General features: G+C 66.9%; 27 protein-coding genes. 12 read left to right on the forward strand and 15 right to left on the reverse strand.

Going from position 1 to position 25,349, the window contains the following annotated elements; genetic code table 11:
* Positions 1–200: 200 nt before the first annotated feature.
* Positions 201–662: a preQ(1) synthase gene (gene queF, locus KZX42_RS09850; protein ID WP_248119039.1), complete on the forward strand. Its 462-nt coding sequence runs from the start codon at positions 201–203 to the stop codon at positions 660–662.
* Positions 663–666: 4 nt separating this feature from the next.
* On the opposite strand, the gene KZX42_RS09855 is transcribed toward queF, so the two are convergent.
* The 3 genes from KZX42_RS09855 to KZX42_RS09865 form a co-directional block, all read right to left on the reverse strand.
* Positions 667–1,788, reverse strand: a complete 1,122-nt coding sequence (locus KZX42_RS09855; RefSeq protein ID WP_248119042.1) for a sensor histidine kinase — start codon at positions 1,786–1,788, stop codon at positions 667–669.
* A 67-nt stretch (positions 1,789–1,855) separates the two neighbouring features.
* Positions 1,856–2,518, reverse strand: a complete 663-nt coding sequence (locus KZX42_RS09860) for a DedA family protein (protein WP_248119044.1) — start codon at positions 2,516–2,518, stop codon at positions 1,856–1,858.
* Positions 2,519–2,592: 74 nt separating this feature from the next.
* The gene (locus tag KZX42_RS09865) at positions 2,593–3,186 is read right to left on the reverse strand and encodes a nitroreductase (protein WP_248119046.1); all 594 of its coding nucleotides are present in this window, start codon (positions 3,184–3,186) and stop codon (positions 2,593–2,595) included.
* Positions 3,187–3,231: 45 nt separating this feature from the next.
* Here KZX42_RS09865 and KZX42_RS09870 point away from each other — a divergent pair, with 45 nt between their 5' ends.
* Positions 3,232–3,861 (forward strand): NUDIX hydrolase, encoded by a 630-nt coding sequence (locus tag KZX42_RS09870; protein WP_248119047.1) that lies wholly within the window; start codon positions 3,232–3,234, stop codon positions 3,859–3,861.
* Positions 3,862–3,878: 17 nt separating this feature from the next.
* Positions 3,879–4,706 (forward strand): serine O-acetyltransferase, encoded by an 828-nt coding sequence (gene cysE / locus KZX42_RS09875; protein ID WP_248119049.1) that lies wholly within the window; start codon positions 3,879–3,881, stop codon positions 4,704–4,706.
* A 7-nt stretch (positions 4,707–4,713) separates the two neighbouring features.
* Here cysE and KZX42_RS09880 read toward each other — a convergent pair whose 3' ends face one another.
* Positions 4,714–4,857, reverse strand: coding sequence for a hypothetical protein (locus KZX42_RS09880; protein ID WP_248119051.1), 144 nt, complete (start codon positions 4,855–4,857; stop codon positions 4,714–4,716).
* Positions 4,858–5,048: 191 nt separating this feature from the next.
* Here KZX42_RS09880 and KZX42_RS09885 point away from each other — a divergent pair, with 191 nt between their 5' ends.
* On the forward strand, positions 5,049–5,258 hold the full coding sequence (locus tag KZX42_RS09885; protein WP_248119054.1) for a DUF3126 family protein: 210 nt from the start codon (positions 5,049–5,051) through the stop codon (positions 5,256–5,258).
* A 24-nt stretch (positions 5,259–5,282) separates the two neighbouring features.
* On the opposite strand, the gene KZX42_RS09890 is transcribed toward KZX42_RS09885, so the two are convergent.
* A complete protein-coding gene (locus tag KZX42_RS09890; RefSeq protein ID WP_248119056.1) occupies positions 5,283–6,083 on the reverse strand; it encodes a DUF4198 domain-containing protein in 801 nt (266 codons plus the stop codon).
* 122 nt (positions 6,084–6,205) lie between these two features.
* Between KZX42_RS09890 and KZX42_RS09895 the strand changes: the two genes are divergently transcribed.
* Positions 6,206–6,907 (forward strand): AIM24 family protein, encoded by a 702-nt coding sequence (locus KZX42_RS09895; RefSeq protein WP_248119057.1) that lies wholly within the window; start codon positions 6,206–6,208, stop codon positions 6,905–6,907.
* Positions 6,908–6,942: 35 nt separating this feature from the next.
* Here KZX42_RS09895 and KZX42_RS09900 read toward each other — a convergent pair whose 3' ends face one another.
* Together KZX42_RS09900 and KZX42_RS09905 are read right to left on the reverse strand one after the other, a co-directional pair.
* Complete coding sequence (locus KZX42_RS09900) at positions 6,943–7,185, reverse strand: DUF2164 domain-containing protein (protein ID WP_248119060.1); 243 nt, start codon at positions 7,183–7,185, stop codon at positions 6,943–6,945.
* Positions 7,182–9,104 carry an ABC-F family ATP-binding cassette domain-containing protein gene (locus tag KZX42_RS09905; protein ID WP_248119145.1) on the reverse strand — a complete coding sequence of 641 codons (1,923 nt, stop codon included), beginning with the start codon at positions 9,102–9,104 and terminating at the stop codon, positions 7,182–7,184. Before KZX42_RS09905 ends, KZX42_RS09900 begins: the two co-directional genes overlap by 4 nt.
* Positions 9,105–9,150: 46 nt before the next feature.
* Here KZX42_RS09905 and KZX42_RS09910 point away from each other — a divergent pair, with 46 nt between their 5' ends.
* The 4 genes from KZX42_RS09910 (at position 9,151) to KZX42_RS09925 (ending at position 10,737) form a co-directional block, all read left to right on the forward strand.
* Positions 9,151–9,492: a type II toxin-antitoxin system Phd/YefM family antitoxin gene (locus tag KZX42_RS09910; RefSeq protein ID WP_248119062.1), complete on the forward strand. Its 342-nt coding sequence runs from the start codon at positions 9,151–9,153 to the stop codon at positions 9,490–9,492.
* Entirely contained in the window at positions 9,489–9,908 is a 420-nt protein-coding gene (locus KZX42_RS09915; protein ID WP_248119064.1) for a type II toxin-antitoxin system VapC family toxin, read from the forward strand. Before KZX42_RS09910 ends, KZX42_RS09915 begins: the two co-directional genes overlap by 4 nt.
* Positions 9,909–9,985: 77 nt before the next feature.
* Complete coding sequence (gene ndk, locus KZX42_RS09920) at positions 9,986–10,405, forward strand: nucleoside-diphosphate kinase (protein WP_248119067.1); 420 nt, start codon at positions 9,986–9,988, stop codon at positions 10,403–10,405.
* 131 nt (positions 10,406–10,536) lie between these two features.
* Positions 10,537–10,737 (forward strand): glycine zipper 2TM domain-containing protein, encoded by a 201-nt coding sequence (locus KZX42_RS09925; protein ID WP_248119069.1) that lies wholly within the window; start codon positions 10,537–10,539, stop codon positions 10,735–10,737.
* 80 nt (positions 10,738–10,817) lie between these two features.
* Here KZX42_RS09925 and KZX42_RS09930 read toward each other — a convergent pair whose 3' ends face one another.
* Positions 10,818–12,872, reverse strand: coding sequence for a M13-type metalloendopeptidase (locus KZX42_RS09930; RefSeq protein WP_248119071.1), 2,055 nt, complete (start codon positions 12,870–12,872; stop codon positions 10,818–10,820).
* Positions 12,873–13,036: 164 nt separating this feature from the next.
* Positions 13,037–13,639 (reverse strand): phosphoribosylglycinamide formyltransferase, encoded by a 603-nt coding sequence (gene purN / locus KZX42_RS09935; protein WP_248119073.1) that lies wholly within the window; start codon positions 13,637–13,639, stop codon positions 13,037–13,039.
* Positions 13,640–13,779: 140 nt separating this feature from the next.
* Here purN and KZX42_RS09940 point away from each other — a divergent pair, with 140 nt between their 5' ends.
* On the forward strand, positions 13,780–15,393 hold the full coding sequence (locus tag KZX42_RS09940; RefSeq protein WP_248119076.1) for a peptidase S10: 1,614 nt from the start codon (positions 13,780–13,782) through the stop codon (positions 15,391–15,393).
* Between the two features lie 22 nt (positions 15,394–15,415).
* Here the strand turns inward: KZX42_RS09940 and purM are convergent, their stop codons facing one another.
* Positions 15,416–16,453: a phosphoribosylformylglycinamidine cyclo-ligase gene (purM, locus tag KZX42_RS09945; protein WP_248119078.1), complete on the reverse strand. Its 1,038-nt coding sequence runs from the start codon at positions 16,451–16,453 to the stop codon at positions 15,416–15,418.
* Positions 16,454–16,532: 79 nt separating this feature from the next.
* Here purM and rnd point away from each other — a divergent pair, with 79 nt between their 5' ends.
* Positions 16,533–17,681, forward strand: coding sequence for a ribonuclease D (rnd, locus tag KZX42_RS09950; protein WP_248119080.1), 1,149 nt, complete (start codon positions 16,533–16,535; stop codon positions 17,679–17,681).
* Between the two features lie 161 nt (positions 17,682–17,842).
* Here rnd and KZX42_RS09955 read toward each other — a convergent pair whose 3' ends face one another.
* From KZX42_RS09955 to KZX42_RS09975, 5 genes are all read right to left on the reverse strand, one after another.
* Positions 17,843–19,330, reverse strand: a complete 1,488-nt coding sequence (locus KZX42_RS09955) for a Ppx/GppA phosphatase family protein (protein ID WP_248119082.1) — start codon at positions 19,328–19,330, stop codon at positions 17,843–17,845.
* Positions 19,330–21,546 (reverse strand): RNA degradosome polyphosphate kinase, encoded by a 2,217-nt coding sequence (locus tag KZX42_RS09960; RefSeq protein WP_248119084.1) that lies wholly within the window; start codon positions 21,544–21,546, stop codon positions 19,330–19,332. Before KZX42_RS09960 ends, KZX42_RS09955 begins: the two co-directional genes overlap by 1 nt.
* A gap of 96 nt (positions 21,547–21,642) precedes the next feature.
* Positions 21,643–22,143, reverse strand: a complete 501-nt coding sequence (locus KZX42_RS09965; RefSeq protein ID WP_248119087.1) for a DUF3617 family protein — start codon at positions 22,141–22,143, stop codon at positions 21,643–21,645.
* 126 nt (positions 22,144–22,269) lie between these two features.
* Complete coding sequence (locus tag KZX42_RS09970) at positions 22,270–22,944, reverse strand: DnaA/Hda family protein (RefSeq protein WP_248119090.1); 675 nt, start codon at positions 22,942–22,944, stop codon at positions 22,270–22,272.
* 87 nt (positions 22,945–23,031) lie between these two features.
* A complete protein-coding gene (locus KZX42_RS09975; RefSeq protein ID WP_248119093.1) occupies positions 23,032–23,319 on the reverse strand; it encodes a YciI family protein in 288 nt (95 codons plus the stop codon).
* A gap of 164 nt (positions 23,320–23,483) precedes the next feature.
* On the opposite strand from KZX42_RS09975, the gene aspS reads away from it, so the two are divergent.
* On the forward strand, positions 23,484–25,316 hold the full coding sequence (gene aspS, locus KZX42_RS09980) for an aspartate--tRNA ligase (protein ID WP_248119094.1): 1,833 nt from the start codon (positions 23,484–23,486) through the stop codon (positions 25,314–25,316).
* Positions 25,317–25,349 lie beyond the last annotated feature (33 nt).

Consider the following 25,349-nt stretch of genomic DNA (forward strand, 5'->3'; position numbering starts at 1 on the left):
GGTCCAACCCTTCGTCCTGCTGTTCGAAACGGCGCATTATACGGGCGTTTGCGGGGGCGGTCGGTCGATTGACGCTGCCTGGCATAAAGACGTTGAAACGGCGACTGAAGTTGTCGAGAGATAGGATGGATGGGGTGTCTTTAGTCTTCGCTAGATGCGGGAGGATTTTCAGACGCGCCGCAAGGGCCTAAATGCCCGGCATGACCCACTACACCGACAATCTGAGCCAGCTCGGCGCCCAGACCGCCGCACCGACCAGCCCCGAGACCGCCGTGCTGGAGCGGGTGCCGAACCCGCACGCGGACACGCTCTATCTGGCCCGGTTCACGGCGCCCGAGTTCACCAGCCTGTGCCCGGTGACCGGCCAGCCGGACTTCGCCCACATCGTCATCGACTATGCGCCGGGCGACTGGCTGGTCGAATCCAAGAGCCTGAAGCTGTACCTGACCAGTTTCCGCAACCACGGCGCCTTCCACGAGGATTGCACCGTCGCCATCGGCCGCAGGCTGGCGGACCTGCTCGCTCCGAAATGGCTGCGGATCGGCGGATACTGGTATCCGCGCGGCGGCATTCCCATCGACGTCTTCTGGCAGACGGGGGCGGCGCCTGAGGGACTGTGGCTGCCGGATCAGGGCGTGCCGACCTATCGCGGCCGAGGCTGACCGATCAGGACGGCTGAGAGCCGGGCGCGAGCCTGTCGGCGCAGGCGGTGAATGTGGCTAGAAGCCCCTGCGGCGTATAGCGCACATCGGCGCCTCCGGTGCCGAACAGCCCGCGTTCGATCAGTTTGGACCCGAAGCCGCGCCGGGCGGGCGGTTCGGCCGCCGGTCCGCCGACTTCGCGCCAGTTCAGCACGACATGGTCGCCATCCAACCGCCAGTCGATTTCGACCCGGCCGTTAGGGGTGGAGGCCGCGCCGTGCTTCAGGGCATTGGTGGCCATCTCGTGCATCAGCATGGTGATCGACTGAGCCGAGCGGTCGGACACCGAAAAGGCCGGACCGTTCAGGCTGAAGCTTTCTCCCGGCAACACATTGGCCAGGGCGTTCGAGACCAGGACGGACAGATCGGCGCTCTGCCAGTTCTGTTCGGTCAGGGCGCTGTGGGCGGCGCCCAGGGCCATCAGGCGATCCTCGAACACCTGGATGCGGTCGCGATCCAGCCCCTTCAGGCTTTGCCGGCCGATGGCCTGAACCATGGCCAGGGTGTTCTTCAGCCGGTGGGTCGTCTCGGCCGCAAGGATGGCGTTGTGATCCTCGGCCTGCAGGCGGGCGGCGTCGGCCAAAACCCGGCTGGTAGTCTCATTGGTGAAGATGAACAGGCCGTCGATGCCGCCTTCGGCGTTCAGCACGCGCGAATAGGAGAAGGTCCACCAGGTGTCGGCCAGACCCCGGTCTGTGGCCAGTTTCCACGGCAGGTCGATGAACCGGCGGCTGCGGCCGGCGAAGGCCTCGTCGATGATCGGCTTGGCCTGTTCCCATCCGTCGGCCCAGACCTCGATGAAGGCCGATCCCATGGCCCAGCCGAGGCGCGGACCCAGCAAGGGAAAATAGGTTTCGTTGAAGAAGAACCATAGTTCCGTCTCGCCCCAGGCCAGGATCATCGATTCGGGCGAATTCAGCACCAGGCTGAGCGCGGTCTTGAGCGCCGGCGGCCAGTCCTGAGGCGGGCCCAGGGGGTGGTCGGACCAGTCGCGATCAAGGATCAACCGCGTCGCCGCCCCTCCGCCCGCGAGAAACCGCAGCGAAGGCTCCAGAGGCGCGGCGGTCGGGGGCTCGGCTGGCGACATGTCTTTGTGACTTATGGAGGAAACCGTCGCCTTAGCAAGGACTTCCGCGCGCGCCGGACCGGCGGCCCTAACGGCTCTCCAGAGCCCCGCGCATCACGGCGGACTTGCGGCTCATGCGGGCCTTGAGCAGGCGGTAGGCGACGGCCACGATCAGGATGGCCAGGGCGACGGCGCCGATCAGCAGGGTGGGGCCGTGGGCCTCGCTGAGCAGTTCCATCCGCGCCAGCCCCTGCGCGGCCAGATACCCCGGCGCCAGCATGGCCAGCACCCAGACGACGCCAGAGGTGACATTGCCGAACTGAAAGGCGCGCTGACGCATCCTGAGCATCCCCAACGTCAGCGGCACGAAGGCGCGCAAGGGGCCGAAGAAACGGCCCACGAAGATCGACATGACGCCGTAGCGACGGCAGTAAAGGCGCGTCCAGGCGATGCGGCGACGGTGGGCCTTGAACATCGGGCGCTGCAGGAACCGCACGCCAAGGCGCCGTCCGGCCCAGTAGGAGACGGCGTCGCCGATCACCGCGCCGATGACGCAGCCGACGATGACATTGACGGGGTCCAGCACCCCGGCCGCGATCAGGCCGCCCGCCGCGACCAGAAGGCCGGTGGCGGGCACGAAGGCGCCGATGACGGCCAGCGACTCGAAGAAGGTGACCAGGCCCAACAGGACGCCGGCCCACATATGGTTGCGGGCGATGAAGTCGCCCACGGCTTGCAACAGGGAATCCATACGAAGGCCTTGGGGGAGAAAGGCGGGGTCGGTCGAGAGGTCGAACCGACGCAGGGCGACCTTATGTCACCGGCTTACGGCAGGCGTGTGACCTTGGTCGACATATCCGGGCGCGGTCGCTCCAGCGCCGGTTCGTCCAGCGTGCCGATGTGGATGAAGCCCGCGACGCTCTCGTTCTCGCTGACCCCGAACAGGGGCAGGGCCTGCGGATCGTAGCTGTACCAGTCGGTGATCCAGCTGGCGCAATAGCCGAAGCCGCCGGCCGCGTGCTCCAGGTTCATGCACACCGCCCCGGCCGACAACTGCTGCTCCCAGATCGGCTTGGCGTTGGGGACGGGGGTGGAGACGACTAGGATGGTGACGGGCGCGGCGGTCAGCTTGGCCAGCACCGCCTGGTCCTTGGCCGGGCCGTTCCTCAGCTCGACCAGCACCGCCAGCTTGCCCGCGATCTCGGCGCGCGACTGAGGCCCCAGGACCACGAAGCGCCAGGGAAACAGCTTGCCGTGATCGGGCGTGCGGGCGCCCAGGGCCAGGATGTGATCCAGTTCGGCCGGCGACGGGCCGGGCGCGACCAGCGCCTGGGCCGGGGCCGAGCGGCGCTGGGCCAGCCGATCCAGGAAAGCCTTGGACGGAACGGGCGGGGGAAGGGGCTCGTTTAGCGCGGTCATGCCGTCTAGCTAGGCTTTCGACCGCCCATCCGCCATAGGTCGTCCATGCGCAATTCCGATGAACCGAAATGGGCCGAGGGTCTGGCCAAGCCGCCGGCCTGGCGCAGCGACGGAACCGAGACGGTGTTCGACAGCCCGTGGATGGCCCTGACGCGGCACCCGGCGACGGCGCCGACGGGGATGAAGGCCGACTACGCCGTGGTGCGGTTCAAGAATGTGGGGACCGGCGTCCTGCCCGTGCATGACGACGGGACCGTGACCCTGGTGGGCCAGCAGCGGTTCGCCCTGGCCAACTATAGCTGGGAAATGCCCGAGGGCGGAGCGCCGCTTGACGAAGACCCGTTCGACGGCGTGCGGCGCGAACTGGCCGAGGAGGCAGGGCTGCGCGCCGAACACTGGGCGCCGGCGCTGAAGGTCGAGATGTCCAACTCCATCACCGATGAGATCGGCATGACCTGGATCGCCTGGGGCCTGTCGCCCGCCCCGACGGCGCCCGATCCGACCGAAGTGATCGCCGTGGTTCGCGTGCCGTTCCAGGATCTGCTGGACGAGATCGGGCGGGGGACGGTGCGCGACGGGCTGACGGTGGCGACGGCCTACAGGGCCTACCATATGGCGATGGTCGGCGAACTGCCCCAGGCGCTGGCGCAGGCCATGCTGAGGCGGGTAGGATGAGCGCGAAGGAGCCGGTCATGGCCAAGCTTGAAGTCGTCGCGGAAAACGAAACCGAAAGCGTGTGGCGCCAGCTGCGCGCCTCGGCCGAGGCCGCCTCGCGCGAGGAACCGCAACTCGGTTCGCAGATGAATGCGGTGATCCTGTCGCACGACGACCTAGCCGGCGCGCTCAGCTTCCAGATCGCACGCAAGCTGGCGGACGGCGAAATGAGCGCCATGTCGGTGCGCGAGGTCTGCCTGTCGGCGTTCAAGGCCGATCCGTCGATCGTCGAGGCGGCGGAAGCGGACCTGCAGGCCGTGGCCGAACGCGACCCGGCGATCCGCAACCTGTTGCAGCCGTTCCTGTATTTCAAGGGTTTCCAGGCCTTGCAGGGCTGGCGCGTGGCGCACTGGCTTTGGGGGCAGGGACGCGAGACCTTGGCCTTCCACTTCCAGAGCCGGATTTCGGAGCTGTTCCAGTTGGACATCCACCCGGCCGCGCGGCTGGGCAAGGGGCTGTTCCTGGACCATGGCACCGGCATCGTCATCGGCGAGACGGCGGTGGTCGGCGACGACGTATCCATGCTGCACAACGTCACCTTGGGCGGGACGGGGGCCGAGCGCGGCGACCGCCACCCCAAGATCGGCAAGGGCGTGCTGCTGGGCGCGGGGGCCAAGGTGCTGGGCAATATACACATCGGCGACTACGCCAAGGTGGCGTCCGGCTCGGTGGTGCTGAAGGCGGTGCCCACCGGCTGCACCGTGGCGGGCGTGCCCGCGCGTCTGGTCAACTGCCCCACCGGGGCCGAGCCGGCGCGGACCATGGATCACACCCTGGCCGACGTGGTCTATGACTTCGTGATCTGAGCGGGCGTCAGCCGTGCGGCGACGCCGGCCCGTGATGGAACAGGGCCATGGCCGTCATGGCGCAGGCCAGGACGACCGGCGAGGCCAGAAGCGCCCGCCGACAGCGGTGAGCGATATAAAGCGCTTCGCCGACCATGATCGACAACAGCATCTGCGTTTCCCCCGAAACGAACGGTGACACTTATCTGACGTCGCCGCGCGTCGGGGGCCGTAAAGGAAAATGAACGACGCCGCACATTTTCCGTTCAGCCGGTCGCGGGTGTGGAAAATGACGGGCGGCGGTTCCCCTGACCCCCGGACTTCTCTAGGGTCCGCCGCCAATCCAAGACCATGAGGCCATCCGTGAAAGACACCGACCTGAAGCGCATCGAGGGCCACCTCAAGCGCACCTTCAACACCGGCGGCATCATCGTGAAGGCCCGCCCCAAGCAAAACGATTCGGCCGAGGTCTATGTCGGCGATGAGTTCATCGGCATCGTCTTCGAGGACGAGGACGAGGAAGGCTCCTTCATGTTCGAAATGGCCATCCTGGCCGAAGACCTCCCGGACTGAGACGACGATAGGCTCGCCTGACCTTCAGCCCGCGTGGGCGATGAAGGTCAGGGTGTGGGTGTAGCTGCGATAGGGCGTCGGCGCGCCCGCCGGGGCGGCGATGCGGTGACGCACCTGGGTCATATAGGCGCCCGGTTCGGCGACCCTGAGCGTGATCCGGCCCGAGGCGTCGGTGCGGGTTTCGGTCTCGATCTTGCGGCCGTCGTACTGGCCCGCCTCGCGAAAGACGGTCACGTCGCCGCCCGCGACCGGCTGGCCGTCGAACAGCAGGCGGAAGGGCGCGTCCTCGCCCGCCACGATGTCGCCGGGCTGTATCAGGGGCTGAAGCTCCAGCCCATGGCCCGAGGGTTTCAGCGCCGCGTCGTCGGGCGCGCCGCGCACCACATAGACGTCGGCGACCGTGATGCTCTGCACATCGACCAGTTCGGCCCCGGGCGGGGGCGGCGCGTCCTCCTCGCCCACCATCTTCCAGCCGGATGGCGTCTGATACATCTTGGCGGCCCGCCCCTCGCGCGCGCCGGACGACAGGCGATACAGACCGTCCACCGGCGTCGGCGCCTCGAACACCGTCAGGTCGCGCAGATAGGTGACGGTGGTGATCGGCGTGTCGCCGTTCGGCCCGACCACGTGGAAATGGTCGGAGCGCATGACAACCTCGGCGTTGAACACATCCTCGGTAAAGGCCGCCTCGACCGTTACATGGTCGCGGTTGGTCGCGTCGAAGACGTTCGGCCGCAGATAGGGCGAGTGGGCCTGGGCGGCGCCGGCGCCCCATGCGGCGAGCAGGCTGGCCAGCAGGCTGGCGTGAAGGATGGGTCTTGTCATGCTCGGCCTCTTGCGTCCGTTCAATCATATAATATTGCGAGGCGTTTGCAATATTATGGCCTTGCGTGAAACGACGATGTGCGGCCAGGCTGAGCGTCCGTGAAACACCGATCGAGGTCGCCATGCCCGTGAAAACCGTCGCCGAATTCGTCGCCGCCTACAGAGAGAAGGACGTCAGCCCGGACGCCTTTGAACTGGAAAACGCCTATCTGCTTGAGGTTCGGCTGAACGGATCTGTCTGGGCCAAGTCCGGCGCCATGGTCGCGCGCACGGGCCAGGTGAAGTTCACGCGCCAGGGTCTGATGGAGCAGGGCCTGGGCAACCTGCTGAAGAAGGCCGTCAGCGGCGAGGGCATGGTCCTGATGAAGATGGAGGGCCAGGGCCGCGTCTATCTGGCCGACACGGGCAAGAAGATCACTCTGCTGCGGCTGGATAACGAGACCATCTTCGTCAACGGCAACGACGTGCTGGCGCTGGAGACGGGGATCAGCAACCAGATCACCATGATGAAGCGGGTCGCGGGGATGATGTCCGGGGGTCTGTTCAACGTGAAGTTGAGCGGAAGCGGGATCGTGGCCATCACCTCCCACTACGACCCGCTGATCCTGAAGGTCAGCGCGGCGACCGGCCCGGTCTTCACCGACCCCAACGCCACCGTGGCCTGGTCAGGCAGCCTGTCGCCGGAAATCGCCACCGACATCTCGCTGAAGACCCTGGTCGGACGCGGCTCGGGCGAGAGCATCCAAATGAAGTTCGCCGGCGAGGGCTGGGTCGTGGTCCAGCCCTACGAGGAAACCTATATGCAGGCCAACAGCGGCGGCTGAGGCGATGGGGCGGGGTGGCGTGACGCGCCCCGCCGTCACTCCGCGCGTTCCAGCCCCGCGATGGCTTCGCCGATGTCGTCGGCCTTCTTCTTCAGCACGGCCTGGGCGTCATAGAGGGCGCGGTTGTAGAAGAAGGGGCCGATCTCGCGGGCGAGGAAGTCGATCAGCATCTCGGCTGGAAGATCGCGCAGTTCGACGTCCAACTCGTCCCGGAAATAGGGGCGCAGCTTCGCCGTGACGGCGGCGACCTCCTCGCGGCTGAAGCGGATGGGCGTCATGCGACCTCGGCCAGGGCTTCCTCCGCCGCGACCCAGGCGGCCTCGGCGGCGGCCAGATCGGCCTCGGTCTTGGCGCGGGCGCGGGTCAGGCCTTCCAGGGCTTTTGGATTGCTGACCGAGGCGGAAGCCATGTCGTCGTCGATGCGGGCGATCTCGGCGGTCAGGCGGGTCATGGTCTCCTCGGCCTTCTTCACCGCATGACGCAGCGTCGAGGGGGAAGGGCCTGATCGTTTTTTGTTGCTCCTATCGCTCGCGCCGCCGCCTTTCGAAGAATTGGCGCTCGCTGCTTGAGGGGCGCCCGCGGCGGATTTGGCTTCGTCCTTCTTGATCTGGCTGGGCTTGGCGATGGCCTGTTTGGCGCGGTCCAGGACGAACTTGGCGTAGTCGTCCATGTCGCCGTCGAACGGCTTCACCGTGCCGTCGGCGGCCAGCCACAGCCGGTCGGCCACCATTTCCATCAATGAACGGTCGTGGGTGATCAGGATGACGGCGCCGGTGTAGTCGTTCAGCGCATCCAGCAGGGCGCGGCGGCTGTCGATGTCCAGGTGGTTGGTCGGTTCGTCGAGGATCAGGACGTGAGGCGCGTCCATCGCCACCATGTTCAGCAGCAGGCGCGCGCGTTCGCCGCCCGACAGGCTGTCGACCGTGGTCTCCTGCTTCTCATAGCCCAGGCCGAACTGGGCCAGTTTGGAGCGGCGGGCGCTTTCGGGCGCGTCCGGCATGGCGCGGCGGACGATCTCCAGCGGCGTGTCGGTGGGGTCCATCGCCTCGATCTGGTGCTGGTGGAACCAGCCGACCTTCATCTTCTTGTCGCGGTGCAGTTCCCCCTCCGACACGTTCAGGGCGCCGGCGATCATCTTGGCGAAGGTCGACTTGCCCGCGCCGTTGACGCCCAGCAGGCCGATCCGGTCGTCCAGATCCATCCGCAGGTTCAGGTTCCGCAGGATCGGCTTGCCGGTCTCATAGCCGACATTGGCCCGCTCCAGCCGGATCAGGGGCGGGGCCAGCGGGCGCGGCGGCGAGGGCAGGGTGAAGGGGGCGACCCGTTCCTCGATGGTGGTGGCGACCGGCTGCATCTTCTCCAGCCGCTTCATGCGCGACTGGGCCTGAGCGGCCTTGGAGGCCTTGGCCTTGAACCGATCCACGAAGGCCTGAAGGTGGGCGCGTTCGGCGTCCTGCTTGGCCTTGGCCGACAGCTGCAACCGGGCCTTTTCCGCCCGGGCCTTTTCGAAGGCGTCGTAGTTGCCGGTGTAGAGGGTCAGGGTGTGGTTCGCGAGGTGCAGAATATGGGTGCAGACCTCGTTCAGCATTTCCCGGTCGTGGGAGATGATCAGGGCCGTGTGCGGGTATTTCTTCAGCCGCGCCTCCAGCCACAGGGCGCCTTCCAGATCGAGGTAGTTGGTCGGTTCGTCCAGCAGCAGCATGTCCGGTTCGGCGAACAGGGCGGCGGCCAGGGCCACGCGCATCCGCCAACCGCCCGAGAACTCCGACATCGGCCGGGCCTGGTTCTCCTGATCGAAGCCCAGGCCGACCAGGATTTCGGCGGCGCGGGCGGGCGCGGCGTCGGCGTCGATCTCGATCAGGCGCGACCAGATCTCGCCCATCTCCTCCGGTTCCGCCGTCTCCAGCCGACCCAGCAGGGTGTGGCGCTCGACGTCGGCCTCCAGAATGGTGTCGATGACGCTGACGGGGGTGGCCGGGTGTTCCTGATCGACGGAGCCGATCCGTGCGGTCTTGGGCAGGCTGATCTCGTCGCCATTGGCGTTCAATTCGCCCAGGATCAGCTTGAACAGCGTGGATTTGCCGATGCCGTTGCGCCCCACCAGACCGACCTTGGCGCCGGGCGGCAGGCTGACGGAGGCGTCGACGAGGAATTTGCGGCCCCAGGCGTTGAAGGTCAGGTCGGTGATCTGGAGCATGGTCGGCGCATGGACTTTCTGACTGGTCATCTCTATATGACCAGTCATGACGTATGATCTTGTAAGCGGCGAGGTCGTCATAACGGCGACGGAGTTCAAGGCCAAGTGTCTGGACCTTTTGGACCGCGTGAACTCGGGCGCTGTGAAGAAGGTTCACATCACTAAACGGGGCAAGGAGGCTGCCGTTCTGGTTGCTCCAGAAGCAGCGGCCGAAGAGCCTTGGAATCCCCACAGCATGTTCGGGAGCATGAAGGGCTCGCTCGTGATCGACCCAAGCATCGATTTGGCGAAACCCATTTACGAACAGGTGTTTGGAACGACGGTCGAGGCCGATATGGGGGTGGACGATCCTGAACACGACCTCAAGCTCGGACTACGCGAGGAATGAGCGACGGTGTGCTGCTCGACACCCATGCTCTGATCTGGATCGTTTTGGGGGCGTCCATTCGTGAAGAAGCTGCCGCTGCGGTTGTGGCGGCCAGCACCAACGGCGGTGTCCACGTGTCCGCTGCGACGGCATGGGAGTTGGGAATAATCCGCCAGAAACGGTCGTTGGAGGTCGTGATCGGTGGAGACGTCAGGGGCTGGCTGTCCAAGGCGGTAAGGGCCACGCGCGCGCATCTGCTGTCTCTTGACGTTGATCTGATGCTTGATGTGAACGAGTTGCCTGATCTAACCCATCGAGACCCGACCGATCGAATGCTGATCGCCACAGCACGCGCTCATGATTTGACGCTCATCACCCGCGACCGCGCCATCCTAGCCTATGCGGCGGCGGGTCACGTGCGCGCCGTCGCCTGCTGAAACGGCGGCTTGGCGCGGGCACGGCGCGTCGCTATAAGCCCGCGACCTTCAATCGACTGAACAAGAAGTCACATCCCATGACCGAACGCACCTTCTCGATCATCAAGCCCGACGCCACGCGCCGCAACCTGACCGGCGCGATCAACGCCGTGATCGAAGGCGCCGGCCTGCGCATCGTGGCCCAGCGCCGCGTCAAGCTGTCGACCGACCAGGCCAAGAAATTCTACGAAGTCCACGCCGAGCGTCCGTTCTACGGCGAACTGGTCGAGCAGATGACGGCCGAGCCGGTCGTGGTTCAGGTGCTGGAAGGCGACAACGCCGTGGCCGCCTATCGCGAAGTCATGGGCGCCACCAACCCGGAACAGGCCGCCGAAGGGACCATTCGCAAGCAGTTCGCCCTGTCGATCGGCGAAAACTCGGTCCACGGTTCGGACAGCCAGGACAACGCCAAGATCGAGATCGCTCAGTTCTTCACCGACGACCAGATCGTCGGCTAAGGCCCGAGGCCGCGCGAGGGACCGCGTCCCGAGCATAGCGACACCTAGAATGAAAGGCCCGCGTTCGGAACCGGACGCGGGCCTTTTCCGTTCGGTCAGCATCGTCCCCCTCGCTGTCTCGGAGAAGACTTATGAAGACCCTCATCAAACTGGCCCCCGTCGTCGGCGTCGTGGCCCTGCTGGCCGCCTGCGGCCAGACCATGGAACAACGCGCCGCCACCGGCGCCCTGGGCGGCGCGGTCGCCGGCCAGGCCATCGGCGGCAATACCGGCTCGACCGTGGCGGGCGCCGCCATCGGGGCCGTCGCCGGCGCGGCGACGAAGCCCCGCTAAATCCAGGGCCTCAGGGCCGGATGACAAAAAGGCCCGGAGCGTACGCTCTGGGCCTTTTCTGCGTCTGACGTCGAGCGCGCTTACCAGATGCGCGCGCGGGCGTCCGGCGCGATATATTCCTTCTGGTCCGGCGAGACGCCGAAGGCGGCGTACCAGGCGTCGATGTTGCGCGGAGACGTGGCCGCACGCACCGGCCCGGGCGAGTGGGGATCGGTGGTCAACTGCTCCTTCAGCGCGGCCTCGCGCGATTTCTCGCGCCACACCTGCGCCCAGCCCAGGAAGACGCGCTGATCCCCCGTCAGCCCGTCAATGACCGGCGCCGGCTGGCCGTTCAGCGACTTGTGATAGGCGTCCAGCGCCAGCAGCAGGCCGCCCAGGTCGGCGATGTTCTCGCCCATGGTCAGCTCGCCGTTGACGTGCACGCCGGGGATCGGCTCCAGCTTGTCGTAGATGGCGCCCAGCACCTTGGCGCGCTCCTCGAAGCGGGCGGCGTCCTCCGGCGTCCACCAGTCGCGCAGCACCCCGTCGCCGTCGGACTTGCGGCCCTGGTCGTCGAAGCCGTGGGTGATTTCGTGACCGATCACCGCGCCGATGCCGCCATAGTTGACGGCCGGGTCCGCGTTCGGATCGAAGAAGGGCGCCTGCAGTATGGCGGCGGGGAAGACGATCTCGTTGCGCGGCGGGTTGTAATAGGCGTTCACCGTCTGGGGCGTCATGCCCCATTCCAGCGGATCGACGGGCTTGCCGATCTTGCCGCGCTTGTAATCCCATTCGAAGGCGGCCGAGCGTTCGACGTTGCCGTACAGATCGTCAGGCTTCAGCTCCAGCCCGTCATAGCTGCGCCATTTGTCGGGATAGCCGATCTTCACCCCGAACTTGGACATCTTGTACAGCGCCTGTTCGCGCGTCGGCTCGCTCATCCAGTCGACGTGCTTCAGCCGCTCGGTCATGGCGTCGCGGATATTGCCGACCAGGGCCTCCATCTGCGCCTTGGACGAGGCGGGGAAGTGCAGGCGGACGTATTCCTGGGCCAAGACCTCGCCCAGCTGACCGTCGACCAGGGCCACGCCCCGGTTCCAGCGCGGGCGGTTCTCGGGCTGGCCGCGCAGCGTCTTGCCCCGGAACTCGAAGCGGCTGTCGACGAAGGCCTGCGACAGATAGGGGCTGGCCTGATCGACCACGTTGAACGCCTGCCAGGCCTTCAGCGTCTCGATCGGGGTGTCGGCGAACACCTGGGCGATGCCGGGGATGGCGGTGTTCTCCATCAGCACCAGGGTCTCGACGTCCGTCACCTTGGCGCCCGACAGGAAGGCGGCCCAGTCGACGCCGGGGGCCAGGGTCGGCAGGTCCGCCGCCTTGGCGGGATTGTACAGCTTGTCGATCTGGCGGCGCTCGACCGTGGTCCAGTGCTTTTCGGCCACCTTGGTTTCGAAGGCCAGGATGTCGGCGGCGGACTTGGCCGGATCGGTCCAGCCGATGGCCGTCAGTGTCCGGGTCAGATAGGCCAGATAGGCTTCGCGCTGAGCGGCGAAGTCCGGCTTCAGATAGTAGTCGCGATCCGGCAGCCCCAGGCCGCCCTGACCCAGATAGGCCGAGTTCATGTCCGGCTTCTGCAGGTCCTCGAACACGTCGAGGCCGAACAGGGAGGCGCCGAAGCCTTCGTGGCTCTGCCCCATCAGGCGGGCCATGCCGGCGTGGTCCGTGACGGCCTTGACCGCCGCCAGGTCGGCGGCAAGCGGAGTCGCCGCCAACTGATTGACGCGGGCCTCGTCCATGAAGCTGGCGTAAAGGGCGCCGACCTTCTGGGCGTTGGCGTTGGCCGGATTGGCGGCGCTGGCCTCGATGATGGCCTTCAACTGCGCCTGGGCGTTTTCGTACAGCACGTCGAACGGGCCGAAGCGGGCCTTGTCCGCCGGAATCTCGGTGGTGCGCAGATAGGTCCCGTTGGCGTATTCGTTGAAGTCGTCGCCTGGCTTCACGGTCGTGTCACGCCCGGTCAGGTCGAAGCCCCAGGTTCCGAACGGAGAAGGCGCGCCCGGCAGACCGTGCGAATGCTCCTGGGCCGAGGCCGCGCCGCCGGTCAGGGCGACGACGATACAGGCCGAACAGGCGGCCATCAGACGAATGCGATTCATGGAAGACAGGGTCCCGATTTTGATCGGCGGCACCATCGCGCCGGTGCGGCGGTCTGTCGCATGACGTTTTTGTAATCTTCGGGGCGGTTCGGTCGGGAAGCGAAGGCTGCTCTTGAGCCCGTCATCCCAGGTCTCGTGCCCAGGATGACGAATGGGGGCGGGGCCTAACCCCGCCCCAAATCTCTGCAGAACGCGCCCAGCACGCGCGGATACAGCTCATGCTCGGCCGTCTTGACCCGTTCGGCTAAGGCCTCCGGCGTATCGTCCGCGACGATCGGCACGCGGGCCTGACCCAGGATCGGGCCTTCATCGACGCCTTCGGTCACCAGATGCACGGTGCAGCCCGCCTCGGCGTCGCTGGCGGCTATGGCGCGGGCGTGGGTGTCTAGACCTGGATACAGCGGCAGAAGGCTGGGGTGGATGTTCAGCATCCGTCCGCGCCAGCCGCCGACCAGCCAGGGCGTCAGCACCCGCATATAGCCGGCCAGGGCCACGACCTCGATCCCGGCGCTTCGCAGCACGCCGTCCACCGCCCGCTCATGCGCCTCGCGGTCCTTGCTGAACGGCTTGTGGGCCACGGTCGCCGTGGTCACGCCCTTGGCCGCCGCGATGGCCAAACCGCCCGCGCCCTCGATGTTGGACACCACCAGCGCCACTTCGTAGCCGCTGTCCGTCCGCTGCCCCGCATCGATCAACGCGGCCATGTTGGACCCGGCGCCGGAAATCAGGACGGCGACGCGGACGGGCGGTAGGGGGGAGGACGACATGGCCTCGCATTGGCCGGGCGGGCGGCGGTTGGCAAGACGAAACGCGAATGACCCTTGTGGTCGGCTCCACCGGGACGTTAGCCTGTAACGTCGGCCGCGCGGCGAGGGGTTGCGGGTCGGCGCGTACAGGGGACTATCGTATGAACAGACTGATCTGCCTCGCGGCCATCGCCGCGATGTTGGGCGCGCCCGTGGCGGCGCTGGCGCAGGAGAGCGGCGCCAACAACAGCAGCAGCAACAACGGCGGGGGCGCGTCGATGCGCTCCGCGACCGACCGATTCCGCAACGCCAACGCTGAGGCCATCGAGAAGGACTGGGCCCGCGCCCCGGTGCAGGAGACCGAGGTGGTCACCGCCCATTCGGTCAACGCCCACGGCAAGACCCTGCGCTATCACGCGACGGCGGGCACCCTGACGATCCGCGACGATGCGGGGATGCCGACCGCCAGCCTGTTCTACACCGCCTATACGCTGGACGGTCAGCCGGTCGGAACGCGGCCAGTGACCTATCTCTACAACGGCGGGCCGGGCTCGCCGACCGTGTGGCTGCACATGGGCTCGTTCGGGCCGATGCGGGTTCAGACCGACGGGCCGACCGTGGTCCGCCCCGCGCCGTTCGCCTTCGGCCCCAACGACCAGACCCTGCTGGACCAGACCGATCTGGTCTTCATCGATATGGTCGGTGCCGGCTTCTCGCGGCCGCTGGGCGAGACGCCCGGTTCGACCTTCTGGGGCGTGGACGGCGACGCCGACGCCTTCGCCCGCGCCATCATGCGATACACGACCAAGTTCAGCCGCTGGTCCAGTCCGAAATACATCATCGGCGAATCCTATGGCACGCTGCGCACCGGGGCCGTGGCCTTCCAGTTGGAAGATCGGGGGATGTCGCTGAACGGGGTCGTTCTGCTGTCGTCGATCATGAACTATGGCGTGCGCCAACCGGGCTATCCGCAGAACTTCGTCACCCTGCTGCCGACCTATGCGGCGACGGCCTGGTATCACAGGAAGCTGGCCAATCCGGCCGCCACGGTCGATGAGCAGGTTCAGCGTGCCCGCGACTTCGCGCTGGGGCCCTACGCCTCGGCCCTGGCCAAGGGGCATATGATCTCTCAGGCCGAGCGCGCCGACATCGTGCGCCAGATGAGCGAACTGACCGGCCTGTCGACCACCTTCATCGACAACGCCAATATGCGCGTGGACCTGAGTAGCTTCCGCAAGGAGCTGCTGCGCGACCGGCGCCAGACCATCGGCCGGCTGGACACCCGCTACCTGGGTCTGGACGAGGACGCTTCAGGCGGGGAGCCCGAGGATGATCCGTCCAGCTCGGCCGTCACCGGGGCCTATTTCGGCGTCTTCCGCGATTATGTGGCCAATCAGCTGAACTACAAGACCGACGTCGAATACCGGATGTCGGCGCGGGGCCTGCCGGGCTTCAACTGGAACTGGAGCCACCGTCCGCCGGTGGGCGGGCCGCAGACCACGCCGAACACCGCCGTCGACCTGGCCACGGCGATGCGGCGCAACCCGTATCTCAAGGTCATGTCGCTGAACGGCTATTACGACGCCGCCACGCCCTTCTTCTCGACAGAGTTCGACCTGGCGCAGATGATGCTGGAGCCCAGCATCCGGCCGAACCTTGAGTTCACCTACTACGAGGGCGGGCACATGATGTATCTGAGCCACGACGCCCTGGTGAAGCTTCACACCGATCTATCGCGCTTCTACGCCCAGACGGCGAACGGCGGCGCGCGGTAGATGCAAAGGCGTTGGAAGCGGCTCAGGCCGCTTCCAACTGTCCGCAGACGAAGGCGACTTCGCCGGCGTTGAGCAGGGCGGCAAGGACCGGCTCGGCGTTTTCGGGCGAGACAATCAGGATGAAGCCGACGCCGCAGTTGAAGGTGCGGCGCATCTCGTGGTCGCTTATGCCGCCGGTTTCGGCCAACCACTGGAACACGGCGGGCATGGGCCAGGCGTCCCAGTCGAACTTGGCCTGCAGACCCTCGGCGATGCAGCGGGCCGGGTTTTCGATTAGGCCGCCGCCGGTGATGTGGGCCGCGCCCTTGACCAGGCCCGCCTTCATGATCGGCAGGACCGGCTTCACATAGATGCGGGTCGGCTCCATCAGGGCCTGGGCCAGCGAGCGGTCCTTGGCGAAGGGGGCGTCGTCGCCCCAGGCCAGGCCGGACTTCTCGACCACCTTACGCACCAGCGAATAGCCGTTGGAGTGCGGGCCGGTGGAGGCCAGGCCGATGATGATGTCGCCCGCCGCCTGACGATCCAGATAGGGCAGGGCGTGGCCGCGCTCGACGGCGCCCAGGCTGAAGCCCGCCAGGTCATAGTCGCCGTCGGTGTACATGCCCGGCATTTCGGCGGTCTCGCCGCCGACCAGGGCCGCGCCAGCCTGACGGCAGCCTTCGGCGATGCCGGCGACGACGCGGCGGGCGGCGTCGATCTCGAGCCGGCCCGTGGCGTAATAGTCGAGGAACAGCAGCGGTTCGGCGCCCTGGGCCAATAGGTCATTGACGCACATGGCGACCAGATCGACGCCCACGCCGTCATGGCGGCCCGTTTCGATGGCGATCTTCAGCTTGGTGCCCACGCCATCGGTGGTGGAGACGATCAGCGGATCCTCGAACCCGGCGGCCTTCAGGTCGAACAGGGCGCCGAAACCGCCCAGCGAAGGCTCCGATCCGGGGCGGGCCGTGGACTTGGCCAAGGGCTTGATGTGTTCGACCAGCATTTCGCCGGCGTCGATGTCCACGCCCGCATCGGCGTAGGTCAGGCCGTTTTCGAGAGGCTTTTGGGTGTCGCTCATGGATCTTGGGCCTGGAATCGGGGCGGAAATGCAGCGCGGGTCTTGCCACACATGGGTTGCGGGGGGCTATAGCACCGGAATGACGCCGATCACCACCAATGAGGCGCTGGCCGAGTTCTGCGCCCGCGTATCCTCCGCCCCCTTCATCACGGTCGATACCGAGTTCATGCGGGAAACGACCTATTGGCCCCGGCTGTGCCTGATCCAGGCCGCGTCGGCCGACCATGCCGCGATCATCGACCCGATGGCCGAGGGGCTGGACCTGGAGCCGTTCCTTGACCTGTTGCGCGACGAGAGGATCATCAAGGTCTTCCACGCCTGTCGCCAGGATGTGGAAATCTTCGTGCGGCTGGGCGCCATGCCCAAACCCCTGTTCGACACCCAGGTCGCGGCCATGGCGGCGGGCTTTGGCGAGCAGGTGGCCTATGATTCGCTGGTCCGGCAGACGCTGCGGATCGAGGTGGACAAGGGCAGCCGCTTCACCGACTGGGCGCGTCGGCCGCTGTCCGACAGCCAGCTGGTCTATGCGCTGGGCGACGTGACCCATCTGGCGGCCCTGTATCCCAAGCTGCGCGACCGGCTGCAGAAGGAAGGGCGGCTGGACTGGGTGATGTCGGAGATGGAGGGGCTGACCGATCCGGCCCTTTACGACACCAATCCCGAGAACGCCTGGAAGCGGCTGAAGCCCAAGAAGTTCTCGGCCAAATATCTGGCCGCCTTCAAGGCCGTGGCCGTCTGGCGCGAGCGCGCGGCGCAGGAGCGGGACCAGCCGCGCGGCCGCATCCTGAAGGACGAGGGCGTGGACGAGATCGCCCAGCAGACCCCCACCGACCCGGACGCCTTCAACCGTCTGCGTTCGGTGCCCAAGGGATTCGGCGGTTCGCGCCTGGGGCTGGAGCTGGCCGAGGAGCTGAAGCGCGTCCTGGCCGATCCTGAAGCCTTCGCGCCCGAAATGGAGCGCCCGGCCCACCGTCAGCCCGCCCCGCCATCGGTGGTCGAACTGCTGAAGGTGCTGCTGAAGGCCAAGAGCGACAACGCCGGCGTGGCCTCCAAACTGATCGCCACGGTCGCGGACCTGGAGAAGATCGCCATCAGCGACGACGCCGACATCGACGCCATGAAGGGCTGGCGTCGCCAGATCTTCGGTGAGGATGCACTGAAGCTGAAACGCGGCGAGATCGCCCTGGTGCTGAATGGCGCGCGGGTGGAAGTCGTCGAGATCGAGTAGCCTGAACGTCTCCTACCCGCCTTGCGGGGAGGGGGACCGCGAGGCGATGGAAGGGCTCTTGAAGTCCCACAGGCGCCCGTGACGCGGCTTAGAGCCCCTCCGTCACGGCGCGGAAGGCGCGCCGCCCCACCTCCCCACTCAGTGGGGAGGAGCCTTTGGCCTCAAATCCTCAGCCCCAGCTCCATCGCCTCGGCCAAGGCCTTGGCGCGCTTCTTCGTCTGTTCGCCCAGCAGGACGTCGGCGTAGCCTTCCGTCGCGGTCAGGCGCAGGTCGCCGCCCTTCACGCGCGCCGTGGCGTTGGCCAGCAGTTGCGGCGATCGGCCGGACAGGTCGCAGGCCAGCCGGATGGCCAGGCCCAGGGCGCGGGCGCGTTTGGCCGCGTCGCCGTCCAGCAGCCGGTCGATGACCTCGGGCTGGGGCGTGGCGGGCGCGCCGCCGTAGCGGGCGTTCAGGGCGCTGGCCAGGAAGGCGCGCTCCACATGGCTGATGCCGGCGACCGGCGCGCGCAGCACCTGGTCGAACACAAGCTCCAGCCGGTGGTCCGGGTGCAGACGAGCGCCCAGGTCCGCCAGCCGACAGGCGGCGCCGACCAGGACCGCGTCACGTTCCTTTCCGAACACCTCGGGCAAGGCGGCGACGATCTCGGAAATCCAGCCGTTCAGCGCGCCGGGCAGGGCGGGGGCCACGCCTTGGCGGCCGCCCAGCGCCGAACAGCCCGCCAGCAGCGGATCGGCGGTGCGCGTCGCCTCGTCCAGTGTCTCGAACAACAGGCCCTCGCGCACGCCCCAGGCCGACATCTCGATCTGTTTCAGGCCCAGATGTTTGATCAGCGCCTCCAGGACCAGGCCGGCGTAGGGCAGGGTCTCGGCGCGCTTCTTGGACACGCCGGGCAGTTTGGCCAGGCCGGCGACGGACTGTTGCGCCACCAGACGCGCCGTCTCCAGGGCGTCTTCGGCCGACATCTGATACTGATGCACGACCCGCAGCGGATAGGATTTCAGCGTCATCTGCACCTGCGCCAGGGTGCGCCACGCGCCGCCCACGGCATAGAGGCGATCGCTCTTGAACTGGGCCGCGACGGGCTTCAGCGCCTGGTCGATGCGGGTCTTGATCCGGTCGGCGTCGAATCCCTTGCCCTCGGCCAGGGCGAAGGGCCCCAGCGGCAGGGTCAGTCCGTGCTCCACCCCGTCTCCGTTCAATCGGGTCAGCTCCAGGCTGGCGCCGCCCATGTCGGCCGAGACGCCGTGCGCCATGGGCGCGCCGGCCAGCACGCCCATGGCGGCGTATTTTGCCTCTTCCCCGCCCGACAGGACGCGGATGTTCAGACCGGTCTCGGCGGCGACACGCTCGCAGAACTCAGGCCCGTCCAGGGCTTCGCGCACGGCGGCGGTGGCGGCGATCAGGGTCGCGTCCGGCCGCACGCCCTCCAGCACGGCGGCGAAGCGGCGCAGCGCCGTCATGGCCATGACCACGCCCTCCGGCGACAGTTTGCGCGTCGTCGGCAGGTCGCGGCCCAAGCCGGCCAGCACCTTCTCGTTATAGACGGTCCAGATCGCCCGGCCCTCCAGCCGGTACAGCACCAGCCGCACCGAGTTGGAGCCGATGTCGATGGCCGCGATGTCGCGGTCGGTCAGCACGGCGTCGGGCATCAGCGGCCGGGACGCTCGTATCGAAGCACGGCGGGCAGGCTCTTGGCCTTGCGGCCACGTCCCGAAAGGCTGGGATTGGTCATGAAATATTTGTGGGCCGAGAAGGGCCGCTCAGGATCGGCGGGCGCGACGCGGGTATAGCGCCCCTCGGCGTCCAGCACCCAACTTTGTGCGTCGTCCTTCAGGTTGGCCACCATGATCTGGTCCAGCACCTGGTCGTGGACCGTAGCGTTGCGGATCGGCGTCATCAGCTCGACCCGGCGATCCAGGTTGCGCGTCATCCAGTCGGCGGACGAAATGAAGACCTTGGCCTTGTCGTGCGGCAGGTCCTTGCCGTTGGCGAAACAGACGATGCGGCTGTGTTCCAGGAAGCGGCCGACGATGGACTTGACCCGGATGTTCTCCGACAGGCCCGTCACGCCGGGCCGCAGGCAGCAGATGCCGCGCACCACCAGGTCGATCCGCACCCCCCACTGGCTGGCGCGATAGAGGGCGTCGATGATCTCCACGTCCACCAGCGAGTTCAGCTTGACCCAGATGGCGGCGGGCTTGCCCATGGCGGCGGCCGACATCTCCTTGCCGATCAGTTCGATCAGCGTGGACTTCATGTTCAGCGGCGACACCACCAAGGCTTCCAGATGGTCGGGCGTCGCATAGCCGGTGATGTAGTTGAACACCTTTGTCGCATCGCGCCCCAGGACGGGATCGCAAGAGAACAGCGACAGGTCTGTGTAAACCTTGGCCGTGACCGGGTGATAGTTGCCGGTGCCGAAGTGGCAATAGGTCTTCAGCGCATCGCCTTCGCGGCGGACAACCACGCTGACCTTCGCGTGGGTCTTGTATTCGACGAAGCCGAAGACGACGTGGACGCCGGCCCGCTCCATCGCCCGCGCCCAGCGCAGATTGGCCTCTTCGTCGAACCGGGCCTTCAGTTCGACCAGGGCGGTGACGTTCTTGCCGTTCTCGGCCGCCTCGATCAGGGCGGCGACGATGGGGCTGTCCTTGGAGGTGCGGTACAGGGTTTGTTTGATCGCGATCACGTTCGGATCGCGCGCCGCCTGACGCAGGAACTGAACCACCACGTCGAAACTCTCGAACGGGTGGTGGATCAGCATGTCCTTTTCGCGGATGGCGGCGAAGACGTCGCCGCCGTTGTCGCGCACCCGTTCCGGATAGCGCGGCTCATAGCCCTTGAACTTCAGATCCGGGTGGCCGCCGCCGATCAGGTCCGACAGCTGGGCCAGACCCAGCATACCGTCCACCAGAACCACGTCCTGAGGCGCCGCCTCCAGTTCGCCCACGATGAAGTCGCGCAGATCGGCGGGCATGGAGGCCTCGATCTTGACCCGCACGACCGAGCCCAGGCGACGCTGCTTCAGCGCCTCCTCGAACTCCAGCACCAGATCCTCGGCCTCTTCCTCGATCTCGATGTCTGAATCGCGGATCAGGCGCAGCACGCCCTTTTCCTGGACCTCGCAGCCGGGGAACAGGTGGTCGATGAACAGCAGCAGCACGTTTTCCAGCGTGATGAACCGCTTGTGCCCCGGCGTGGAACGGCCGTCGGTGGGCAACTCCCAGAACCGGCGGACCTGGGTCGGCACGGGCACCAGGGCGTAGAAGGTCTTGGTCTCGCCCTTGCGCTTCAGCTTAAGCGCCAGAGAGAAGCCCAGGTTCGGCAGGAAGGGGAAGGGGTGCGCCGGGTCGATGGCCAGGGGCGTCAGCACCGCGAACAGCTGGTTCAGGAACTCGGGCTCCAGCCGCTCGCGCTCGGTCTTGGTGATGCGCTGGCGATCGACGACCTCGATGCCGGCGACGGTCAGCTCCTTCTCCAGCTGACGCCAGCGCAACTGCTGCTCGGCCATCAGTTCGCCGGCGGCGACATTGATCCGCTCCAGCTGTTCGGCGGGCGTCAGACCATCGGAAGACAGAACCCGCACCCGCTCGCGCAACTGCCCCTTCAGGCCGGCGACGCGGGTCATGAAGAACTCGTCCAGATTATTGGCCGAGATGGACAGGAAACGCAGCCGCTCCAGCAGCGGATGGTTGGCGTTGGCCGCTTCCTCCAGCACCCGCTCGTTGAAGGCCAGCCAAGAGGTCTCGCGATTGAAGAACCGGCTGGGCGAGGCCAACAGCTCTTCGCTGAGGGCCAGCTGGGGGGCGCGAGAGGCGGGAACCTCTTCGCCTCGGGTGTCGTCGTGGATCGCGGCGTCGGTCATGACCCGGTTCTCGCGCGCGTCTGTGACGGCCGCAAGCGGGCGCGGCGAAAATCGTGAAGCGCCGGGGCGACGCAGCGGCCGCCCCGGCTGTGTGGCTTATTGAACGATGGTGTTGGGCGCCGTGCCGGCCGGGCAGTCCCCCAAGCGCTTGGCGTCGATGGTCATCTTCATCTCGGCGATGGCCGGCGGAACGTTGGGGCCGGTGGTCTTGGTGGTGATGTCCACCTTATAGGCCGTGCGCATGTCGCCGGACACCTTGCCGTCCGACGTCACCGTCATGCCCTGGGCGTTGCAGACGGCGTGGAACTCGGCGCCGCCGGGAACCGATTTGACGCTGTTCTCGCTGCAGGTCACGCCTTGCTGGGGGGCGTTGAAGGGGTTGGAGCCGGGCGCGGTCTCGCCGATGCAGATCTTCATCGTCGTCGGCTGCGGCATCTGCGGGCCCGAAACGGTCTGCTGCCACAGGCCCGGCTGCGGCGCGGGCATGGAGGCGGTTGCCGGCGCGGTGGTTTCGCCCTTGGCCGTCTTGGCGTCGTCGCCGTTGGAACAGGCCGCGAGCAGGGCGACGGCGGAGATCATGACAAGCTGAACACGCATTTGGACGTTTCCCGTTTGCTGGAGCGCATGGTCGCTCCGGCGGCTCAACGCCAAGGCAAAGCTAAGCGTTCAAAATTCAGCCACGATTCCAAATGCGATGTTGTGCATATCCCGGATGTCGGGATGTCAGCCGGCGTCCATCGCGTCCAGCACCTGTCGGGCCAGGACGCGCGTGACCGGACGATGCAGGGCGTCCAGCCGCTCCACCACCGTTGCGGCGGCGTCGCCGGATCGGTCCAGACGGCGCACCAGATAGTCGATCACCTCGTCGGCCGGGGTGATGCTGCGTTCCGAAAAGCGGGCGCGCAGAATGGCCGACAGCACCGCGTCGTCGGGCGCCTGGACCGCCACGGTCCGCATCGCGTCCAGCCGTGAGCGCAGGTCGGGCAGGGCGACCGACCACTGGCGCGGCGCCAGGCGCGACGCCATCAGCAACGCCCCTCCGACCGAACCGGCCAGGTTGATCAGGTGAAACAGGCTCTCGTCGTCGGCCTGATCTGCGTCGTCCAGCAGAACCGGGCGGCCTTCCAACTCCCGCGGATCGATCAGGGCCGCCTCCGCGCCGGTCAGCGGCGCGGCCCCGACCCGTTCGGCCCAGTCGGCGGCCAGGCGGCTCTTGCCCGATCCGGCCGGGCCATGCAGCGCCAGCACGGGCGCGACCCCGTCCGGCCAGCGGCCCAGCAAGGCGACCGCCTCGACGTTGCTGTCCGACACCACGAAGGCCTCGCCCACGGCGTGGCGCTCCAGCGGCAGACGCAGCTGTTCGGCGGTCGGACGGGACGGGGCGCTCAGCGCGGTCATGCCCCCGTCATAGCAGAGGCCGGGATTAACCGCGTCGGCGCCCCTCTGTTGGTTCCGGGGAGGGAAGCCGCGTCGCTGTGGATGAAATCAGGCGAACGGAACCATGGCGGGGTTCAGCTTGCCCGCCTTGAACTCCGTCACTGAATAGTCGGCCAGACCATGAACGTGGAACGGGTCGTCCTTCAGCAGGGTTTCCAGCTCTTCCTTGGCGACCCGGCTGGCCACGACCAGCACCCCGCCGGTGCGCGGAACCATCGGCCCTGCGGCGATCACCAGTCCGCTGGCCACGTGCTGGTCCAGCCATTCGCGATGCTCGACCGTCCGCGCCTCGATGGCTTCGATCGGCTGGGTGTAGGTGATGATGACGATGAACATGGCGGCCTCTACAACGCGATGGGCGCCAGATATCGTTCGCCGCGCGGGGCTTTGCAACGGCTGAAACCTTGACTTTCCGGGGCGATGATGCGCCCTACGCCGCTTCGATTTCCGGCGCCGACGGCGACGGATTCCACCGCCAAAGTCTCCAGACGGTTCGTTCCATGCACGCCTATCGCTCTCACACCTGCGGCGCGCTTCGCGCCTCCGACGCCGGTTCCGCCGTCCGCCTGTCCGGCTGGGTGCACAGGAAGCGCGATCACGGCGGCCTGCTGTTCATCGACCTGCGCGACCACTACGGCCTGACGCAGCTGGTGCTGCACCCCGAGACGCCCGGCTTCGCCGCCGTCGAACGCCTGCGCGCCGAGAGCGTCATCAAGGTGGACGGCGAGGTCGTGGCCCGCGACGCCTCGGTGGTGAACCCCAATCTGCCGACTGGCGAGATCGAAGTCCGCGTTCAGGGCGTCGAGGTGCTGTCCGAGGCCGCCGAACTGCCGATGCCGGTCTTTGGCGATCAGGAGTATCCCGAGGACATCCGCCTGGCCAACCGCTTCCTGGACCTGCGCCGCGAGCGTCTGCACAAGAACATCGTCCTGCGTTCGCGTGTGATCTCCTCGATCCGTCAGCGCATGGTCGGCCAAGGCTTCCTGGAATATCAGACGCCGATCCTGACGGCCTCGTCGCCGGAAGGCGCCCGCGACTTCCTGGTGCCGTCGCGCCTGCATCCGGGCAAGTTCTATGCGCTGCCCCAGGCGCCGCAGCAGTTCAAACAGCTGCTGATGGTCTCGGGCTTCGACCGCTATTTCCAGATCGCGCCCTGCTTCCGCGACGAAGACCTGCGCGCCGACCGTTCGCTGGAGTTCTATCAGCTCGACGTCGAGATGAGCTTCGTGACCCAGGAAGACGTCTTCGCCGCCATCGAACCGCTGATGCACGGCGTGTTCGAGGAGTTCGGCGAGGGCAAGCCGGTCTCGCCCATCGACCAGCCGCACGTCTTCACCAACGACTTCGGCGAGACGTTCGAGCACAAGGGCTTCGAGCGCCTGACCTACGCCCAGTCGATGGCCTGGTACGGTTCGGACAAGCCGGACCTGCGCAACCCGATCAAGATGCAGGTGGTGTCGGACCATTTCCGCAACGGCGGTTTCGGCCTGTTCGCCAAGATCCTGGGCGCGGACGACAAGAACGCGGTCTGGGCCATCCCGGCGCCGACCGGCGGATCGCGCGCCTTCTGCGACCGCATGAACAGCTGGGCGCAGGGCGAGGGCCAGCCCGGCCTGGGCTATATCTTCTGGTCCGAGGATCAGGGCGTCTGGGGCGGCCCGATCGCCAAGAACCTGGGTCAGGAGCCGACCCAGGCCCTGATGTCGTCGCTGGGCCTGGGCCAGGGCGACGCCGCCTTCTTCGTCGCCGGCCTGCCCGCGACCTTCGCCAAGTTCGCCGGCCTGGCCCGCACCCGCGTCGGGACCGAGCTGAAGCTGGTCGACGAGAACCAGTTCAAATTCTGCTGGATCGTCGACTTCCCCATGTTCGAATGGTCGGAAGAAGAGAAGAAGGTCGACTTCAGCCACAACCCCTTCTCCATGCCGCAGGGCGGGCTGGAGGCGCTGGAAAATCAGGATCCGCTGACCATCCGCGCCTATCAGTACGACATCGTCTGCAACGGCTATGAGCTGTGCTCGGGCGCGATCCGGAACCACAAGGCCGAGATCATGCTGAAGGCCTTCGAGATCGCCGGCTACGACGCCTCGGTGGTGGAGGAGCAGTTCGGCGGCATGTTGAACGCCTTCCGCTTCGGCGCCCCGCCGCACGGCGGCCTGGCCCCCGGCATCGACCGCATCGTCATGCTGCTGGCCGGCGAGACGGCCATCCGTGAAGTGATCGCCTTCCCGCTGAACCAGCAGGGCGAGGACCTGTTGATGAACGCCCCAACCGAGGCCGAGGAGCGCCAGCTGAAGGACGTGCACATCCGCACCGCCCCGCCGATCAAGGTCTGATCGGCGCGGTCATCGCTGAAACGAAGAAGGGGA

This window comes from Brevundimonas sp. EYE_349 (assembly GCF_023147505.1).
GTDB lineage: Bacteria > Pseudomonadota > Alphaproteobacteria > Caulobacterales > Caulobacteraceae > Brevundimonas.